The organism is Brevibacillus sp. FW306-2-1A-C05A (assembly GCF_058781555.1).
The window spans coordinates 109,163-127,079 of sequence record NZ_JBYSWV010000004.1 but is presented as its reverse complement, the minus strand read 5'-3'; the positions used below and the strand labels follow the sequence as shown (position 1 = coordinate 127,079).

Genomic DNA, 17,917 nt, shown 5'->3' with positions numbered 1-17,917 from the left:
GTTCACAATTGAAAATCTACATTTTTTCAACAATCGTCGAAACCCCTTGTCCGCCGCCGATACACAAGGTTGCTAAACCATATTTTGCCCCTTCGCGCTTTTGCAATTCGTGAACAAGTGTCACTAAAATTCTCGCCCCGCTTGCGCCAATTGGATGACCTAGCGCGATCGCTCCCCCGTTAACGTTCAGCTTTTCGCGGTCGATGCCGAGCGCTTTGCCCACAGACAGCGACTGGACGGCAAAAGCTTCGTTCGCTTCGATCAGATCCATGTCGGACAATGACAGTCCTGCCTTCTCCAAAACGCGCTTGGTCGCGGGAACAGGCCCGTAGCCCATGATGCTCGGATCGACCCCTGCGCTGGCGTTGGCCACGATGCGCGCGAGCGGCTTGACGCCCAGTTCTTCCGCTTTTTCCCTGGTCATAATCAACAGGGCCGCCGCGCCGTCATTAATGCCGGATGCGTTGCCCGCTGTCACGGTTCCGTCCTTTTTAAAGGCTGGCTTCAGCTTGGCGAGCATCTCTGCTGTCACGCCGGCACGCGGAAACTCGTCGACGGAAAACAGAACCGGATCGCCTTTGCGCTGCGGAATCGGGACGGGCACGATCTCGTCCTGAAAACGGCCGCTTTCCAGAGCCTTCTGGGCTTTTTGCTGGCTCCACGCCGCAAACTCGTCCTGTTCTTCCCGTCCGATCTCGTATTTGGCGCACAGATTTTCAGCCGTGATTCCCATGTGGTAGTCGTTGAATGCGCACCAAAGACCATCGCGGATCATCGTGTCGACCACCTTCTGGTCACCCATGCGGTACCCGGAGCGCGCTCCCTCCAGCAAGTAAGGGGCCTGACTCATGTTTTCCATGCCTCCTGCCAGCACGACCTCGGCGTCTTCGCTCAAAATCGCCTGCACAGCCAAATGAACGGCTTTCAGTCCTGAGCCGCATACTTTGTTAATCGTCAAGGATGGCACCTCGTGCGCCAAGCCTGCTTGAATGGCAGCCTGACGAGCAGGGTTTTGTCCCAGACCTGCGGACAGCACGTTCCCCATAATCACTTCATCGACTGCATCCTTGGACACACCTGCGCGCTCCAAAGCTGCTTCGAGGACGATTCCGCCCAGCTTTGTCGCGCTGATTCCAGCAAGCGTGCCCTGAAAGCTGCCGATAGCCGTGCGCACTGCGCTTGCGATAACGATTTCCTTTTGACCCATCTTCCATACACTCCTCGAATGAACAGGATAGCCAACCTTCTTAAAATTCCATATTTTTGTACGGATTCCTGCTAAGAAATCGTTTTCACGGCAGAAAAAGCGTCTTGCCTCCGGAAACGCTGCAAAAAGCGGAAGACGTTTTTTCTATACGCGTACGGGCGTGCTCGTGATCGTGCTACTCAAGCGCACGATCACGCTTTGGCAATCTGGGCGGCTACCCGTTTGGTGGCGATTGGACTGCCTTGGCAGTGCCGATGCGGCCCGCTTACGGACGCGGCTGGCGAACCCCGCTGATGTAGAGCAGATCGTAGGTAACCCGCACGCCATGCTCTCCGCCGTACGTCCTCTCGTAATAGTCCATCATCGCCAGCAGCAGCCTCCTTCGGCCCAGTCCCGCACTCTTGTCCTCGCTCGCATTGGCGCCTACTGCCTTGACCGCGTGCAAAAAGTCCGAAACGCCCGGATAGGCCAGCACCACCTTTTGCGTCGTTGCCCGCAGGGAACTCATTCCCGCCGCCTCCAGCATGGACAGCCACTGCTCCGCCGATAGAAACGACAGACCGTGCCGTACCCCTTTTTCGCCCAGACTGGCGTGGGCATGGGCAAACGAATCGTGCAGTTCGCAAAAGGTGTCCGGCCCGAAGGTGGAAAAATAGAGCGGAGCGTTTGGCGCAAGCAAGCGGCACAAGCCACGGATGGTCTGCTCGGGACGAAAAAACCACTGGAAGCAGGCTCCTGATACAATCAAGTCTTTGCACGCCGCCGGCTGCGTCCAGACCCATTCCTCAGCATCGGCCTGGTAAAAGCTGCCTGTCAGGCCGAGACGGGCAAGACTGGCCTGTGCCTGCGCGATCATCCCTGCTGCGAGGTCAATCGCCTCGTAATCGGCATGGGGGTACTGGCTCCGAATCAGACGGGTCAGCCCCCCTGTGCCGCAGCCGACCTCGAGGATGCTGGCGACCGCGTCCCGGGGAATAGCCGTCTGAACCATTGCGCTCAGTCGATTCGCCATCTCCTTTTGCACGATAGCGTACTGCTCATAGGAGGCTGCCTTGTTACTGAACCGATGCTTGACCGTGTTTCTGTGCAATCTGCTTCACCATCCTCGTTACCGCTGTCCCGACCACGTCCGGGTAAAAAATGTGGGGCGCGTGGCCGCAGTCTTGCAGCCGCACAAACTCAGCAGCCGGCAGCGCGCCTGCCAGCTCCTCGCCCGCTGCCAGCGGACAGATGAGGTCATCTGTTCCGTGAATGACGACGGCAGGACAGGAGAGTGACGCCGCTTTATGCCGACAGTCCTCGCTTGCCAGGTAGTCGAGACCCGCGAGCAGCGCTTGCTGGCTCCACTGCGCCCCGGCTGTTCCCGTATCCACCCGGTTTTGCCCGCGTTCTTTTGCCGTCAGCATCTGCTCCGCGAACTGGGCCATGATCCGCTCGCGGTCTTTTGGCAAAAGGCGTTTCATCCGTTGCAGCACGGCTGCGCCCCAGCCACGGTCACGCTCTGCCGACTCGCGGACAAAGCGCATTGTCGCACCGACGAGAACCAGTCCTGCTACGGGCCGCGAAGCAGCCAGCCTGAGCGCCAGCAGCCCGCCCATGGACCAGCCGACGACAACCAGCTCTTTTCCGGCGACAGAGCGAGCTGTCTGTTCTACTGCCTCGTAAAACTCTTCCGGGCGGGACACGTGCGAAAAGTCCGGTGCCAGGTGCAACGCACAAGGAAGCTGTCGACGGACTTGCTCCCAGCACGAATCCGGCATCCCCCAGCCCGTCAGCCAAAGTATCGCAGGTGTCACAGCGCCTCCCTCCCGTCCAGCTCATCACGAATGGCAGCCAGCTCCTGGACGGCCCACGCTAGCTCATCCGGCGTATGCGTCGCCATCACGGTAAAGCGGATGCGCGCCGTCCCGTCCGGAACGGTGGGCGGACGGATGGCGACAGCGGCAATCCCGCGCTCCAGAAGCTTCTGGCTGAATTGCAGCGCCCGCTCGTTTTCTCCTATCGCCAGCGGGATAATTTGCGTGTCCTCATCCGCTACGGCAAAGCCGCTCGCGCGCAGTTTCTGGCGGAACCAACTCGCGTTTTGCCGGAGAGCTTGCCTTCTCCACGTGTCCGTTTCGATCTGCGTCAAAGCTGCAAGCGTCGAGCCGATGACGGCAGGCGGCAGAGCGGTGGAGTAAATGAGCGAGCGGGCCTTCGAGCGCAGATGGCGAATCACGGGCTGATCGGCACAGACGTAGGCGCCGTACACCCCAAAAGCTTTGCTGAACGTGCCCATGAGCACATCTACCTGATCGGCCATCCCCAGCTCGTGGCACAAGCCCTGGCCCTGTTCCCCGCGCACTCCCCCTGCATGCGCCTCGTCGACCATGAGCAGGGCGCCGTAGCGCTCGCGCAGCTCGGCCAAAGCAAGCAGCGGAGCCTTGTCGCCATCCATGGAAAACACGCTGTCCGTCACGATCCATTTTCGTCTCGCTCCCTGATGCTTTTGCAGCAAAAACTCCAGATGCTCCAGATCGTTGTGCCGATACCGGACGTGCTCGGCACGGCTCAGGATGATGCCGTCGACGATGCTGGCGTGGTTCAGCCGATCGCTAAAAACGACATCGCCCCGGCCTGCCAGTGCCGCGATCACTCCCGTATTCGCCTGATAGCCGTTGGCAAACACGAGCGCTCCTTCGCGCTGCTTCCACTCGGCCAGGCGCCGCTCCAGTTCGTCGTACAGCGGGTAGTTGCCGAGCACGAGGCGGGAAGCAGTGCCGCCTGCGCCCCATTTTCTCGCAGCCTTTTCGCCCGCTTCCACGATTCGCTCTTCATGAGCAAGCCCCAGATAGTTGTTGGCGGACAAATTCAGCAGCTTTTTCCCGCAAACCCGAATCCATGCGCCGCCTGCTTCGGCTATCGGTTCAACCGTCTGCCACGTTCTGTCCAGCGACTGCTCCCGCATCCGGCTCCACTCCGCCTCCAGCCATTCGTACTTGCGTTTCATGTGCCACACCTCTTTACCTACAGCGCACATAGCTCGATCTCGAAGCCAAGGTCTTCGATCATTTTGTGATCGCTGGAAATCTCCTGTCCCGGCGTCGTCAAATAGTCGCCGACAAACAGCGAATTGGCCGCGTAGAGCGACAGCGGCTGCAAGCTGCGCAGATTCACCTCGCGTCCGCCTGCCACGCGAATTTCCTTGTCAGGGCAGACGAAGCGGAACAGCGCCAACACCTTCAGCGCCTTTTGCGCAGGCGTGCGGCCCTGGTTTTGCAGCGGAGTCCCCGGAATCGCATTCAAAAAGTTGACCGGGATCGAATCCGCATCCAGACTGCGCAAGGCAAATGCCATCTCGACGATCTCCTCGTCGCTCTCCCCCATGCCGACGATGACGCCAGAGCACGGTGACATCCCGGCTTTTTTCACCGTATCGACGGTTTCCACCCGCTGATCGTATGTATGGGTCGTCGTGATCGCCGAGTAATGGTTGCGGCTTGTGTTCAGGTTGTGGTTGTAGCGATGCACGCCCGCTTCCTTCAGCCGCTGTGCCTGCTCGTCGCTCAGGATGCCGAGACAAGCGCATATTTTCAGCGGCATTGTCTCGCGAATTTCTTTGACTGCTTCGATCACCTGGCCCAGCTCCTTTTCGGTCGGACCACGGCCGGAAGCGACGATACAGTACGTCCCTGCCTTCCGGTTCAGCGCTTCCCGCGCTCCTGCCAGCAGCGTGTCTTTGTCGAGCATGGTGTACTTGGCTACAGGAGCTGTGGAGACGATCGACTGCGAGCAGTACCCGCAATCTTCCGGGCACAGGCCGCTTTTGGCGTTCAGGATCATGTTCAGCTTGACCTTTTTCCCGAAAAAGTGCTTCCTGACCTGAAAAGCGGCGTGCAATAGCGGCAGCAGCTCATCGTCTGGCGCTTGCAAGACGCGCAACGCCTCCTCCTGCGTCAGCGCTTCCTTTTGCACAGCCTTCTCTGCATACTCGTTCCAGTTCACGGCAACCGTCTTGTTCATCCTTGTATCTCCCCTTTAATAGTTTGCTTTTTCAGCACACTCTCGACAGGCGACACGTTCACATGCGCCCTCACCGATTCAGCCAATTGCTGTTGGGTAAACGCTCCGCCCATGTACGGCAGCACTCCCCAGACAGACACATTTCCGTAACGCTCGATCATCGCGGCATTCGTGGCGATACTCTGGTCGGTCGCCGTTGCGGGGGCTGCTTCATTTAAAATCACGCCGGCCACCTCAAGCCCCCGGGAGCGCGCATACCAGACCGACAAGAGCGTGTGGTTAATCGTGCCAAGCCCTGCGCGGGCGACCAGCAACAGCGGCAGGTTCAGCCTGACGGCGAGGTCGATCATCATCTCCGTTTGCGTCAGAGGCACTGCCAGCCCGCCGGCCCCCTCTACCAGCAGCCAGTCGTGCTTCGCCATCAAGGAATGCCCGCCCGCAACCACTTCGTCGAGCGCGAGCGTCCTGCCCTCGGCTTGTGCTGCCAGCCAGGGCGTCAGCGGCGCGGAAAAAGCCAGAGGCGCAATTTCCTCGCACAAGTCCTCTACACCGCTCCAGGCCCGCAAGCGAAAAGCATCGCTCGTCTGCTCATGCGCCAACGCCCCGGACTGAACGGGCTTCCACACACCGAGATCGCAGCCTCTCTCGCGCAGCGCCGCCGCGATTCCAGCGGTGACGACAGTTTTGCCCACATCCGTATCCGTCCCGGCAACGAACAATCCTGCAAATGGCTTGGTCATCGCACTTCCTGCTCCTTTTGTTCCAGCGTGACCTCGCGGATGGATTCGGCCAAAATTTGCACCATTTCCGCAATCTCGCCCATTCTGGAGGCAAGCGGCGGGATGAAGACGATCACATTGCCCAGCGGTCTGGTCAGCAGCCCTTTTTCTCTCGCCCGCTGGCAGACGCGGACGCCGATGCGCTCGTTCCAGTGGTACGGCTCCTTCGTTTGCTTGTCCCGGACCAGCTCGATTCCTGCCATCAAGCCTTTTTGCCGGATATCGCCGACGTGCGGCTCTGCCTTTAGCGGCTGCAAAAGCTGCTTTAGACCGACCGCTTTTTCTGCCACCTGATCGACCAGTCTTCGCTCCTCCATCAGCCGCAAGTTTTCCAGCGCTACGGCACAGCCGAGCGGATTCCCGGTAAACGAGTGGCCGTGGAAAAACGTCTTCTGTTCCTCGTAGTCCGCGTAAAAAGCGTCGTAGATGTTTTCGGTAACAAGCGTGGCGGCTACAGGCAAATAGCCTCCGGTCAGCCCTTTGGCAACGGCCATGATGTCTGGCACTACGCCGTCGTGCTCACAGGCGAACATTTTTCCCGTCCGTCCAAAGCCTGTCGCCACCTCATCCGCAATCAGCAACACGTCATGCGCGCGCAAAAGCTCGGCAATCCGTTTCAAACAGCCGTCCGGCATGACGATCATTCCGCTGGCTCCCTGGACGACAGGCTCGACAATCATGGCGGCAATCTCGCCTGCTTTTTGCTGCAGCAAGCTCTCCAACTGGCTCAAGGTTGCTTCCATGGCCGCCTGTTCGCCTCCATCCCGGTACGGATACGGGTAAGGGATGACGTGCGGAGAAAACAACAGTGGCTTGTAAACCTGATGGTACAGCGGGATTGCGCCCACGCTGGTCGCTCCGATCGTGTCGCCATGGTAGGCGTTGTTCATCGTGATAAACGAATGCTTGCCCGTCTGCCCGCGGTTTTGCCAATACTGGAACGCCATTTTCAGGGAGATTTCCACCGCAGTCGCGCCGTTGTCCGAGTAAAACACTTTGCTGAGTCCAGGCGGAGCGATTCGCACAAGCTGCTCGGCCAGCAGGATGGACGGCACGTTTGCCATTCCCAGCAGAGTCGAGTGCGCGATTTGCGATAGCTGCTCCATGATCGCCTGGTTCAGCTCGGGGACATTGTGGCCGTGAACGTTCAGCCATACGGAAGAAAAGCCGTCGTAATACGCCTTGCCATTGACGTCGATCAGCTTGACCCCTTCGCCTCTGGCAATAATCAAAGGCTCCTGCGCGTTGTAGTCTTTCATCTGCGTAAATGGATGCCACAAAAATTGCTTGTTCTTTTGCGCCAGCTCGTCATAGTCATAAGTATGTAACAACCAAATCACATCCTTGGTTAACATATATTTGTTAACTAAAATGTTAATTCTGTTTACCATTTTTGACAACGATTTTTTCTTTGGAGCGGGAAACAAAAAAAGACCACGCTCCCCCGTGATTGGAGAAGCATAGTCTTTGCTTTGTGCGCTTTATTTGGTTTGCTGCAAAATGCGATAGAGCGCCACGACACATACCGCGCGGGTCGTCGGCTTGTTCGGCTGGTATTTTCCGCTGACTGGATCAATCAGGCCGAGCCCAACCATGTTGGTGATGGACGAGGCAGCCCAGGACGGCCATGTTCCTTTGTCGGAAACCGTTTTGGCCGCTCCCTTTTTGTTTACCAGACGGTCCAGGATGACAGCCGCTTCTGCCCTCGTCACAGGTTGGTCCGGACGGAACGTCTTGTCCTCGTAGCCTTTTACCAGGCCTTTGGCAACGGCCACCTGGACCGCTCCCTGCGCATAGGCAGGCACCTTGTCCTTGAAGCTGAGCTTCGGCGAGTCGGGCAGCTCCCAATTGAACGTGCGCGCCAGCAAGGTGACGAATTGCGCCCGGGTGAGCGAAGCTTCCGGACCGAACTTCGTTTCTGTCAATCCTTTTACGTAGCCGTTCTCGGCCATAAACATGATTTCCTTCTTGGCCGGGTGGTTGGCGATATCGGTGAACGCCGGGCTTCCCAGTCCTGCATTGTCCATGTAGTACGGAACGTATTTGCCGTAGCTGTTCACTTCATATACCCACTGCCCTTGCGCGTTCATGCTGCCCAGGAGCGGGTCGAGCGTCTGATTGACTTCGTTGACGTACAGCAGTCCGACTCCTTTTCCGGCAATCCACTTCTTCGGCACAAGCGTCAGCTTGATCGGGGAAGTCGAGATCGCATCGTCCGTGCCTGCCTTGCGCTCTCCCGGCTTGATCGTGAACGAGTAGTCCGCAGGGACATACCCGGGCAGTTGCTGGTTGACGATCGAGTCGATTTCCACCAAAGCGCTGTCCAAAAACGGAGCGGTTTTCTCAAACGAGTAGGCAAGGTCAAGCTCCGCGCCCAGCGACGTGCTGCCCGGCAGCTCAGGCACGACAACCGCATTGCCCGGCTGGCCTGTCTGGTTCGGCAAAAGGAGCGAGAACTCGTCGAAGTACAGCGTTCCTTTGTCATGCGTAATGCCGTCATTCGGCTGGTCGACTACGTAGATGCTCTTCAGCTTCAACGGATAGGCGGCATTGCTCGGGAAGTAGCCTTTTACCTGCTTCCAGCCTGTCCAGTCGATTTCTTTGGCCAGATCGACGTAGACAGTTTTGCCGTTGGCATCGAGAACTTCTGCGCGCAGCCAATGTCTGCTGTTGTCCCCGTTTACCCACAAGCCGATTCCGAGCGGCTTGCCCGGGATGGCGACAGGCTGGGCGCCCAGCACGCCGTAAGAGATGCGCATGTTGTTCGCTGGCGCTCCGGAGAAGTTGTAGACGAGCTTCGCCGCTTTTTTCGTGCGGAACACCTGGTCCTGAACGAGCGCAAACGAGCCTGCCGAGCTGATGCTGCTCGGGTTGGCCGCGTGGTACATGCCGACCTGGTTGTCAAATGTCAGCCATGGCTGTTCGAATTGACCGACCGCAAACGGAACGGTTGTCGACACACCGTCATACGTAATCGTCAGGTGTCCATTTCCCGGTTCGCTTCCTGCTATCAACTGCAGCTTGTCGTTGACGGTAGCGACTGCGGAGTCTACGCTCGCTTTGACGCTGAGCGGCGTCGCCTGAATCGTCGCTCCTTTTTTCGTCTTGATTTTCACATCAAGCGTCACGGCTTGTCCCGGTGCGATCGTGACCGGATTCGGGGAGACGACGATTTGTTGGACTTCGCTGCCCGCAATGACGTGCACCTCTTTGTTTTGCGCCACGTTGCCCAGGCGACCCGTCAGTGTAATCTGGCCGGAGCGGGCTGGCGTAAAGCGTTGTCCCTCTACTGTTCCTGCATCGGCTTGCGGGATTTCCCACGTGACGTTCGCCGGATTGATCGCGTATGGCTGGTAATGCGTGTCGTACCCTTTGGAGGCATTGAGCGTCACGGTTTGGCCGATGAGGATGTCCGCTGGCACGTCAATTTGGAATCCTCGCAATTCTCCTGGCGGAGCGGTGTTGTACACAGCAAGTCCGGTCGGCACGCGGCGTTCGGCACCGCCGCTCGGCTTGTTGGCGAGGTTGGCATGCGTCTCGCCCAGCATGCGCGCAGCCAATGTCGTAGAGCCGCCACCGTCAAAATTCACGGCACGGTAGGAGCCGAGCTCTGCCATGATTTTTGCCAGCTCGTCCAGGTAAACGCCTTTGCTGGCATCAATGGTGACCATGTACAGCGTCTTGCCATCCTGGGACACGCCCACTGCCGTGCGTGCATTGACAGAAGTGATCGACTTGTCCGCCTGGAACGACGTCAAAGCTTTGCCCTGATCCACGAGCAGCACGTTGCCCCCGACGGCTTGCTTCAGGTCGAGTGTTTGCGGAGTTGTTTGGTACTCGATGGTCGCTTTGGCGCCCACCGGGAAATTTTGTTTGAGGAAGGCCGCTGCCGCGCCGTGTCCCCACAAGACGTATCCGTTGTAAGGTATGTAGACTCCCGGTTGGTTGACGCGCACTTCCTTGGCGACGTTGTCCACGAACAAAATCTCGACGACGTCCTTGTAGCCCGGAATTGCGCCGAGACTGGTTTTGCCAAAGGAAGGCGTGTAGACGTTCAGTTGGTTCTGGTGGCTTTTGCGGCCGTCGCTCGGATTGTACTCTTCTTTGTTGACGCCTTGAATCGAGTAGACAGCCCCGTTCGGCGCGGTGACTTTTCCGCCAAACCCGAACTTGTCGATGATCGCGACCTTGTCCCCGGTCAGCCCCAGGCTATACCAGTACGAGATCAGCCCCATCGAGGAAATCAACTGCTCGTCCTTTATTACGATGCCAAACGGCGCGCCCCGCTTGGACATGTTGAAAAAGTCGGCGTTGATCGCCGCAACCGCCCCTGTTTCGCGCGCCATCTGGGTGACGGTCTGTCTTTCCGTCAGCTTGCCGGCGGTCCCGTAGACGGGCTTGACCTCCACGTACGGGTTGTTCAGGTCGACCTTGGTAACCATGATGGTCACGACCTGATTCGCAAACGATTTCGTATATTTGAGCAAAGTGGTCCCCTCGCCAATCGGGGTTTGCCACACCATATTCAATGCACTGGTTTCCGCCCTGGCGTGCGCGACATTCGTCGCAAGGGGCACAAACGGAACAAAAGCTCCCCAGGCCATCGTCGTAGCCGTGAGCAGCGTCACTATCCTTTGCGCTCTCATGTTGGTGACTCCTCTCCATTTTCCAAACTCTGTCTGTTCCCTATGTAAGTCGGTAACTATTCGTTAGACGCACCGAAGTAGTGGATAGTTTCGCCAATTTTGCAGATTCTCTTTTGGCAAAACAAACCAAATCGTCAGTCTGCCAAAACAGCAGAAAAACCCGTCCGGATGATAGCAGTCGATACCGGACGGGTCACTCTTGGCTGTATGGGCAAATGATTACTGTCCCGGCTTGAACGGCTCAGGACGCTCGGAACGCAATCCAAAATGATGCAGGATCGCTTCTACGATACGGCGGGAAGCCTCTCCGTCCCCATACGGATTCGCAGCGTGCGCCATTGCATCGTAGGCTGCCTGGTTGGTCAGCAGCTCGTGTGCCATCGCGTAAACTTGTTCTTCGTCTGTACCCGCCAGCTTGAGCGTACCGGCTTCGATCCCTTCTGGGCGCTCGGTTGTATCTCTGAGCACCAGAACAGGCACGCCAAGGGACGGCGCTTCTTCCTGGACTCCGCCGGAATCGGTCAGGATCAGGTGAGCACGGCGGGCGAAGTTGTGGAAATCGAGCGCATCAAGCGGTTCGATCAGTATAATGCGCTCGTGATCGCCCAAAATTTCCTGCGCTACTTCCTGCACAGCCGGGTTGAGATGGACCGGGTACACGACGGCAATCTCGGGATGCTCGTCCACCAGTCTTCTGACCGCACGGAAAATGCGGCGCATCGGCTCGCCCAGGTTTTCGCGGCGGTGGGCCGTCATCAGCACCAGTTTGTAGTCGCCTACACGGTCGAGCACCGGGTGTGTGTAATCTTCGCGCACTGTCGTTTTCAGCGCATCAATCGCGGTGTTTCCGGTTACGTAAATGCTTTCCTCCGGCTTCGCTTCCCGTCTGAGGTTGTCAGCAGACCCGTTTGTCGGGGAGAAGTGCAGGTCGGCCATCACGCCTGTCAGTTGGCGGTTCATCTCTTCCGGGAACGGCGAATACTTGTCCCATGTGCGCAGGCCCGCTTCCACATGGCCGATCGCTACCTGGTTGTAAAAAGCGGCCAGGCTCGCAACGAATGTGGTCGTCGTATCGCCATGCACCAAAACGATATCCGGCTTTACTTCCTTGATCGCCGCATCGAGACTTTGCAGGGCGCGCGTGGTCACATCAACGAGCGTCTGGCGGTCTTTCATAATGTTCAAGTCAATGTCCGGCGAAATATCGAAAATCCCCAACACCTGGTCGAGCATTTGGCGATGTTGGGCGGTCACGCAGACGACCGATTCGATTTGCCCGTTGTACTTTTTCAGCTCATGCACAAGGGGGGCCATCTTGATCGCTTCCGGACGCGTCCCGAATACCGTCATTACTTTTACTGTTTTCATCTGGAATACCCTCTCCGCCTACTTTGTGCCGTACAAGCGGTCGCCCGCATCGCCGAGGCCAGGCACAATGTATCCATGGTCATTTAAATATTCGTCAATGGCAGCTACGTAAATATCTACGTCCGGATGCTCGTCCTGCACCATTTTGATGCCTTCCGGAGCAGCAATCAGGCACATGAGCTTGAGATTTCTCGCTCCGCGTTTTTTCAACGCGGCAATCGCCGCGACAGCAGAACCGCCAGTCGCAAGCATCGGGTCAATCACGATCAGTTCGCGCTCGGCTACATCGGAAGGCAGCTTGACGTAGTACTCTACTGGCTGTAAGGTTTCCGGGTCACGATACAGTCCCACGTGGCCGACTTTTGCAGCCGGGATCAGCTTGAGCAGTCCGTCGACCATGCCAAGTCCTGCACGGAGGATCGGTACGAGTCCAACTTTTTTGCCGGCAATCACGTTAGACTTACAGGTGGCTACCGGGGTGTCGATGGTGGTTTCCTCAAGCGGCATGTCGCGGGTGATTTCGTAGCCCATCAAGGTTGCTACTTCGTCTACGAGTTCGCGAAATTCTTTGGTTCCTGTATTCTTGTCACGAATAAACGTCACTTTATGCTGAATCAGCGGATGGTCAAACACATATACACGGCTCATGTACGTTCCTCCGTTTCCCTATCAATGCATCTTTTCCATCATAGCGAAGGAGAGAGTCGCCGTCAATTTGCCTAATCTTCGTACTTTTTCTTTCTTTGTCTGGGAGGGGCTGTAGTGGGGAGAAGACGGTTTCCAGGCTAGGCTTCATTCTACGTCCCGCTGTGGGATTGACTGTCCGCTACGCGACGAAGCGCGGGGGAACGTAAAAGTGGTAGCCGCTTCGCAGTTTATTCAGGGTTACGTTCCTTTTTCCCTCGCTTCGTCGCACCGCTGGGTCGGACTTCGCAAGTCGCGGCGCCTGGAAACCGTCTTCTCCGCGTGGCTGTTTGTCAGGAAAAGACAGAAAGAAAGCCAAAAAACAGACCCGCGCGAGGTTGCTCACGGGGTCTGTCTGCTTGAGAAATTTTCTTGAAAATTAAATCGTCAAGCCTTCGTACATCGGGAAGCGTTGGCACAGCGCGGCTACGCGTTGGCGGGCTTCGTCGTGTTTGGCTGCGTCTTCCGGGTTTTTCAAGGTCAGCGCGATGATGGCTGCTACTTCTTTCATCGCTTCTTCGTCAAAGCCGCGGCTGGTGACGGCTGGGGTACCCATGCGGATACCGCTTGTGACGAATGGGCTTTGCGTATCGTAAGGGATGGTGTTTTTGTTGGTGGTGATGCTCACTTCGTCCAGGAGGTGCTCGGCTACTTTACCAGTCAGGCCGATTTTGCTTACGTCAACCAGTACGAGGTGGTTGTCGGTTCCGCCGGAGACGAGTGTCAGGCCTTCTGCTTGCAGCGCTTCCGCAAAGACGCGGGCGTTGTTCACGATGCGTTTTGCGTAGTCTTTGAAGTCAGGTTGCAGCGCTTCGCCAAAGGAAACGGCTTTTGCCGCGATCACGTGCATCAACGGACCGCCTTGCACGCCTGGGAACACGGATTTGTCGATCGCTTTTGCAAACTCTTCTTTGCAGAGGATCAGACCGCCGCGAGGGCCGCGCAATGTTTTGTGCGTAGTGGAGGTGACGAAGTGCGCGTGCGGAACCGGGTTTGGATGCAGGCCAGCCGCAACCAGACCAGCGATGTGCGCCATGTCTACCATGAAGTACGCGCCCACTTCGTCCGCGATTTCACGGAATTTGGCAAAATCAATCGTGCGCGGATAAGCACTTGCTCCCGCTACGATCAGCTTAGGCTTGTGCTCCAGAGCTTTTGCGCGCACATCCTCGTAGTTAATCAAGTGGGAGTCTTGATCTACGCCATACTCTACGAAGTTGTACAGCGTACCGGAGAAGTTCACAGGGCTTCCGTGCGTCAGGTGGCCGCCGTGGGACAGGTTCATCCCGAGTACAGTGTCGCCTGGCTGCAAAATGGTGAAGTAAACCGCCATGTTAGCTTGCGCGCCAGAGTGTGGCTGTACGTTCGCATGCTCGGCACCGAAGATTTCTTTTACGCGATCGCGCGCAATGTTTTCCACGATGTCGACGTATTCGCAACCGCCGTAGTAGCGACGGCCTGGATAGCCTTCGGCGTACTTGTTGGTCAGTACCGTTCCCATCGCTTCCATAACCGCACGGCTAACGAAGTTTTCGGATGCAATCAGCTCGATTTTGTCACGCTGTCTTCCCAGCTCCAGTTGAATGCCTTCCAATACTTGCGGGTCCTGTTTACGCAAAAATTCTAGCATGATTTATTCTCCTCCTTGAAAATGGGCTTGTCCCACATTCTTTTTAGGTACAGCTTTCATTTTGGGGTACAACTTCATAGACAGCTCGCGCGCCGCCGATCAGCTTGGGGCGAGTCCGCGCGGCTGTGACGTGCGCTTCTCCCACAGTCCGCTGCGAGGGGCGCACAGGCACGGCCACTTGCTTCAGGTGCATGCCAATCAACGTGTCGCCGATATCAATGCCAGCATGGGCGCGAATCTGCTCCACCACAACCGCATCGGCAAGCTGCGTAAAAGCGTGCGCAGCCATGGAGCCGCCAGCAGTCGGCACCGGAACGACCGAAACCTCTTCCAGCCCGTAGCGTTCCATAACTTCGCGCTCCAGCACCAGCGCTCTGTTCAAATGTTCGCAACATTGAAAGGCCACAGCAAATCCGCGCTGCTCCTGCACAGTGCGGATGCCGCGATAAATGGCGGCGGCCACGTCCCGGCTGCCAGCTTTTCCAATGTGCTTGCCCAGCACTTCACTTGTACTGCACCCGATCACCATGACTTGTCCGGCCCGAAGCTCGGCCAGCCCGGCCACTTCCTCCACCAACTGACGAACCTCTTGTTCGATAGCGGATAGGTCCACTTACTTCACTCCCGCGTGCTTCGCTTCGATTTGCGTGATCTTTTCCACACGGCGCTCGTGGCGGCCGCCCTGGAACTCCGTCTCCAGCCAAATTTTCACGATATCCAACGCCAGGCCAGGGCCAATCACCCGCTCACCCATAGCCAAAACGTTCGTGTTGTTATGCTCGCGGGTAGCACGTGCAGAAAAGGTATCGTGCACCAGCGCACAGCGAATGCCAGGAACCTTGTTGGCTGCGATCGACATGCCGATGCCGGTTCCGCAAACCAGGATGCCCCGGTCGAACTCGCCTGCTGCCACTTTTTCCGCTACGGGCAAGGCGTAATCAGGGTAATCTACCGAATCCTCGCAAGAGCAACCGAAGTCTTCCGTCTGGATGTTCATGGAGGTGAGCAGAGTCTTGATTTCCTCTTTCAGCTTGTATCCACCGTGATCTGCAGCAATCGCCACTTTCATTCTGCCATCCCTCGCTTGTTTCATGATCTCACTCATTATACATCAAAAAGCCGTAAGTAAAAAGTGAACATTTAGGTTGATTGATTAAAAAATGTTCGTACTCTCACAAGAAACAAGGTCCTGGCTACCAACCAGCACCTCCTATGTCCCGTTATTTACGAAAACGAACTTCCATCAACCGCTCCAAAAGCCTGTCCAGCGACTCCTCGATTTCCTCGGCGCAACGACGGTAATCCTCCAGCGCTCCGCCGAAAGGATCTGCAATATCCTGCAAGCCCTCCACTCCGGCAAACTCCTGCAGCGTATGCACCTTGTCAGCAGCCGCCGGAAAAAAGCTCAGGATGGCGTGCTTGTGATTGTTCGTCATCGTCAAAATGAGGTCAGCCCACCCGATCAGCTCCTCATTCAGCTGGCTCGACTCATGCGCATGCTCAATGCCCCGCTCCGCCAGCACCGCCTGGGCGTGTGCGGAAGCAGGCTGTCCTGCATATGCCGCCACTCCGGCCGAACGCACTTCAAATTCCTGTCCGGCTGTCTTGGCGCGAAACATCGCCTCCGCCATCGGGCTGCGGCAAGTATTTCCCGTGCAGACGAATAAGATTCGTTTCAATGATCGCCCCTCCTTTCTGTCAGCATCCGTCTCCTAGATGACAAACTTCAACCCGAAGCAAAACAAAATAAGTCCTCCTACTAATTCGCTGTAATCGCCCAACCATCCTCCCACGCTTCTGCCGAGCAAAAGCCCAAAATAGGACATGGCCGCCCCCATGATGCCGAACAGGGAGATCGCGAGAATTTTGTTTACTTCGATCAGACCAAATGAAAAACCGACCGTCAACGCGTCGAGACTGACGCTAAATGCAAACAGCAGCAGCCCGATTCCTCTTGTCTTCAAGACGCTTTTTTGATCGCCGTGAATCAGTCCGTTCCACAGCATATGCAAGCCGATCAGCATCAGGACTCCTCCGCCGATGAAAACGGCGATATCCCCAACCAAATCGGACAAATAAGTGCCGACAGCAATCCCGACGACAGGCATCATAATATGAAAAAGCCCAATAGTAATGCTCACTTTTACAATTTCCCGCAAGCGTATTCCAACCATGCCTACGCCGATCCCAAGCGAAAAGGCATCCATGCTCAAAGCAAAGGCAATAATGAGCAACGTCAAAAATTGCCCCCACTGAAACAACACCTGGTCCAAGCCGCCTCCCCCCCGTCTCTTCACCTTATGCGGACAAGGAGGAGTTTAGACTGTTTTAGACGGACAGGATACGTCCGCCCGCCGCTTTCTCCAGACGGTTCATCACGGCCATGCCCAAGCCTTCGCGTGAAAAAGTTTCCCCGACAATGAACTGAACGCGCTGATGGTCAAACTCGCGCAACACTGCGTAAAGCTGCTGGGCGACTTTCTCCAGATCGTGCCGGGAGCCTACGGACAAGACGACGTCCACCGCCGCCTGTTCCTGCCAGTAAGCAGCCGACTCTTCTGTCGCCAGCACCCCGGTTTTTTGCCCATGCCGTTTTGCTTCGGCGAGCAACTCCGCCATTTTCGCGCGAACCTGTGCTTCGTCGCCTGTCACCAGCCACATTTCCCCCTCAGGGGCGTAATGCGTATATTTCATCCCTGGCGCACGCGGCGTCTCTACCGCGCCCACCTGAAAAGAAGGATCGAGCTCGACTGGGCCAATCACGCGTTCCATCTGCTCGCGGGTAATGCCTCCAGGCCGCAGGATGACAGGCGGGTCGACCGTCACGTCAACTACCGTCGACTCGACACCGACTCCGGTAGCTCCGCCATCCACAATCCCCGCTACCCGTCCGTCCAGATCGGCAAACACGTGTGCAGCCGTGGTCGGACTCGGACGGCCGGAGCGATTCGCACTGGGAGCTGCGATCGGCACGCCCGCTTCCTTGATAAGTGCGAGAGCGATCGGATGGTCCGGCATGCGCACCCCGACTGAATCCAGCCCTGCCGTCACCAGCGATGCGACCTGATCGTTTTTCGGCAGGATGATCGTCAACGGCCCCGGCCAAAATGCGTCCATCAGCTTCTGGCCTTTTTCCGGGACGGTGCCTGCGACTGTGGACAACTGCTCCCGTTCTCCGACATGCACAATCAGCGGATTATCGCTCGGTCTGCCTTTCGCTGCAAATATTTTCTCCACTGCTGCATCAGACAATGCATTCGCGCCCAGGCCGTACACCGTCTCTGTTGGAAAAGCGACCGCTTCCCCGGCGCGTAGCAAACGGGCTGCATCCACAATCTGTGTACAACTAGGGATGTTTTCCACATCGTTATCCACAGACCACACCTTTGTCACTAAATTGATTTCCATCGTAAAAAAATCCTTTCTCTAGCTCGTTTCTTTTGTAATAAGTGCCTTTAGTATAGATGTGCATCCAGAAGTTTTCAACAGGCTGTGGGTAACTTGTGAATAACTTTTGGAAAAGTGTTGGGAAAAGTCTTTGTTACCAATTCTTAACATCATCCGTCAAAACGATGTAGTAGAATAAGTCCATACAAGCGAG

The 17,917-nt window shown here is 56.9% G+C and carries 16 protein-coding genes; all 16 read right to left on the bottom strand.

Annotation, left to right across the window (positions count from 1 at the left end):
* Window positions 1–16 precede the first annotated feature (16 nt).
* Window positions 17–1,207: an acetyl-CoA C-acetyltransferase gene (locus AC3WJN_RS05595; protein WP_005827763.1), complete on the bottom strand. Its 1,191-nt coding sequence runs from the start codon at window positions 1,205–1,207 to the stop codon at window positions 17–19.
* Window positions 1,208–1,472: 265 nt separating this feature from the next.
* Window positions 1,473–2,297 carry a malonyl-ACP O-methyltransferase BioC gene (gene bioC, locus AC3WJN_RS05590; protein WP_005827765.1) on the bottom strand — a complete coding sequence of 275 codons (825 nt, stop codon included), beginning with the start codon at window positions 2,295–2,297 and terminating at the stop codon, window positions 1,473–1,475.
* On the bottom strand, window positions 2,263–3,003 hold the full coding sequence (locus AC3WJN_RS05585; RefSeq protein ID WP_007786059.1) for an alpha/beta fold hydrolase: 741 nt from the start codon (window positions 3,001–3,003) through the stop codon (window positions 2,263–2,265). The genes bioC and AC3WJN_RS05585 overlap by 35 nt, the downstream gene beginning before the upstream one ends.
* Window positions 3,000–4,196, bottom strand: a complete 1,197-nt coding sequence (gene bioF / locus AC3WJN_RS05580; RefSeq protein ID WP_005827770.1) for an 8-amino-7-oxononanoate synthase — start codon at window positions 4,194–4,196, stop codon at window positions 3,000–3,002. The genes AC3WJN_RS05585 and bioF overlap by 4 nt, the downstream gene beginning before the upstream one ends.
* 17 nt (window positions 4,197–4,213) lie before the next feature.
* Window positions 4,214–5,209: a biotin synthase BioB gene (gene bioB / locus AC3WJN_RS05575; protein ID WP_005827772.1), complete on the bottom strand. Its 996-nt coding sequence runs from the start codon at window positions 5,207–5,209 to the stop codon at window positions 4,214–4,216.
* On the bottom strand, window positions 5,206–5,949 hold the full coding sequence (bioD, locus tag AC3WJN_RS05570; protein WP_007786062.1) for a dethiobiotin synthase: 744 nt from the start codon (window positions 5,947–5,949) through the stop codon (window positions 5,206–5,208). Before bioD ends, bioB begins: the two co-directional genes overlap by 4 nt.
* Entirely contained in the window at window positions 5,946–7,343 is a 1,398-nt protein-coding gene (bioA, locus tag AC3WJN_RS05565; protein ID WP_035317505.1) for an adenosylmethionine--8-amino-7-oxononanoate transaminase, read from the bottom strand. The genes bioD and bioA overlap by 4 nt, the downstream gene beginning before the upstream one ends.
* 126 nt (window positions 7,344–7,469) lie before the next feature.
* On the bottom strand, window positions 7,470–10,634 hold the full coding sequence (locus AC3WJN_RS05560; protein ID WP_221842713.1) for a phosphodiester glycosidase family protein: 3,165 nt from the start codon (window positions 10,632–10,634) through the stop codon (window positions 7,470–7,472).
* Window positions 10,635–10,853: 219 nt separating this feature from the next.
* A complete protein-coding gene (wecB, locus tag AC3WJN_RS05555) occupies window positions 10,854–12,002 on the bottom strand; it encodes a non-hydrolyzing UDP-N-acetylglucosamine 2-epimerase (protein WP_005827778.1) in 1,149 nt (382 codons plus the stop codon).
* 18 nt (window positions 12,003–12,020) lie between these two features.
* Window positions 12,021–12,650, bottom strand: coding sequence for a uracil phosphoribosyltransferase (gene upp, locus AC3WJN_RS05550; RefSeq protein ID WP_005827780.1), 630 nt, complete (start codon window positions 12,648–12,650; stop codon window positions 12,021–12,023).
* 415 nt (window positions 12,651–13,065) lie between these two features.
* Complete coding sequence (gene glyA, locus AC3WJN_RS05545; protein WP_005827782.1) at window positions 13,066–14,316, bottom strand: serine hydroxymethyltransferase; 1,251 nt, start codon at window positions 14,314–14,316, stop codon at window positions 13,066–13,068.
* 43 nt (window positions 14,317–14,359) lie between these two features.
* Window positions 14,360–14,929, bottom strand: coding sequence for a TIGR01440 family protein (locus AC3WJN_RS05540; protein ID WP_007786072.1), 570 nt, complete (start codon window positions 14,927–14,929; stop codon window positions 14,360–14,362).
* Window positions 14,930–15,385, bottom strand: a complete 456-nt coding sequence (gene rpiB / locus AC3WJN_RS05535) for a ribose 5-phosphate isomerase B (protein ID WP_007786074.1) — start codon at window positions 15,383–15,385, stop codon at window positions 14,930–14,932.
* 151 nt (window positions 15,386–15,536) lie between these two features.
* Entirely contained in the window at window positions 15,537–15,995 is a 459-nt protein-coding gene (locus AC3WJN_RS05530) for a low molecular weight protein arginine phosphatase (protein WP_007786076.1), read from the bottom strand.
* A gap of 33 nt (window positions 15,996–16,028) precedes the next feature.
* Entirely contained in the window at window positions 16,029–16,589 is a 561-nt protein-coding gene (locus tag AC3WJN_RS05525) for a manganese efflux pump MntP (RefSeq protein ID WP_035317499.1), read from the bottom strand.
* A gap of 55 nt (window positions 16,590–16,644) precedes the next feature.
* Window positions 16,645–17,724, bottom strand: a complete 1,080-nt coding sequence (locus AC3WJN_RS05520; protein ID WP_007786081.1) for an L-threonylcarbamoyladenylate synthase — start codon at window positions 17,722–17,724, stop codon at window positions 16,645–16,647.
* Window positions 17,725–17,917: the final 193 nt, after the last annotated feature.

Excerpts from the sequence above, each read along its gene's own strand:
- AC3WJN_RS05595 (WP_005827763.1), bottom strand. The coding sequence starts at position 1,207 with ATGGGTCAAAAGGAAATCGTTATCGCAAGCGCAGTGCGCACGGCTATC.
- wecB (WP_005827778.1), bottom strand. The coding sequence starts at position 12,002 with ATGAAAACAGTAAAAGTAATGACGGTATTCGGGACGCGTCCGGAAGCG.
- AC3WJN_RS05560 (WP_221842713.1), bottom strand. The coding sequence starts at position 10,634 with ATGAGAGCGCAAAGGATAGTGACGCTGCTCACGGCTACGACGATGGCC.
- rpiB (WP_007786074.1), bottom strand. The coding sequence starts at position 15,385 with ATGAAAGTGGCGATTGCTGCAGATCACGGTGGATACAAGCTGAAAGAG.
- bioA (WP_035317505.1), bottom strand. The coding sequence starts at position 7,343 with ATGTTAACCAAGGATGTGATTTGGTTGTTACATACTTATGACTATGAC.
- upp (WP_005827780.1), bottom strand. The coding sequence starts at position 12,650 with ATGAGCCGTGTATATGTGTTTGACCATCCGCTGATTCAGCATAAAGTG.
- bioB (WP_005827772.1), bottom strand. The coding sequence starts at position 5,209 with ATGAACAAGACGGTTGCCGTGAACTGGAACGAGTATGCAGAGAAGGCT.
- glyA (WP_005827782.1), bottom strand. The coding sequence starts at position 14,316 with ATGCTAGAATTTTTGCGTAAACAGGACCCGCAAGTATTGGAAGGCATT.
- bioF (WP_005827770.1), bottom strand. The coding sequence starts at position 4,196 with ATGAAACGCAAGTACGAATGGCTGGAGGCGGAGTGGAGCCGGATGCGG.
- bioD (WP_007786062.1), bottom strand. The coding sequence starts at position 5,949 with ATGACCAAGCCATTTGCAGGATTGTTCGTTGCCGGGACGGATACGGAT.
- AC3WJN_RS05520 (WP_007786081.1), bottom strand. The coding sequence starts at position 17,724 with ATGGAAATCAATTTAGTGACAAAGGTGTGGTCTGTGGATAACGATGTG.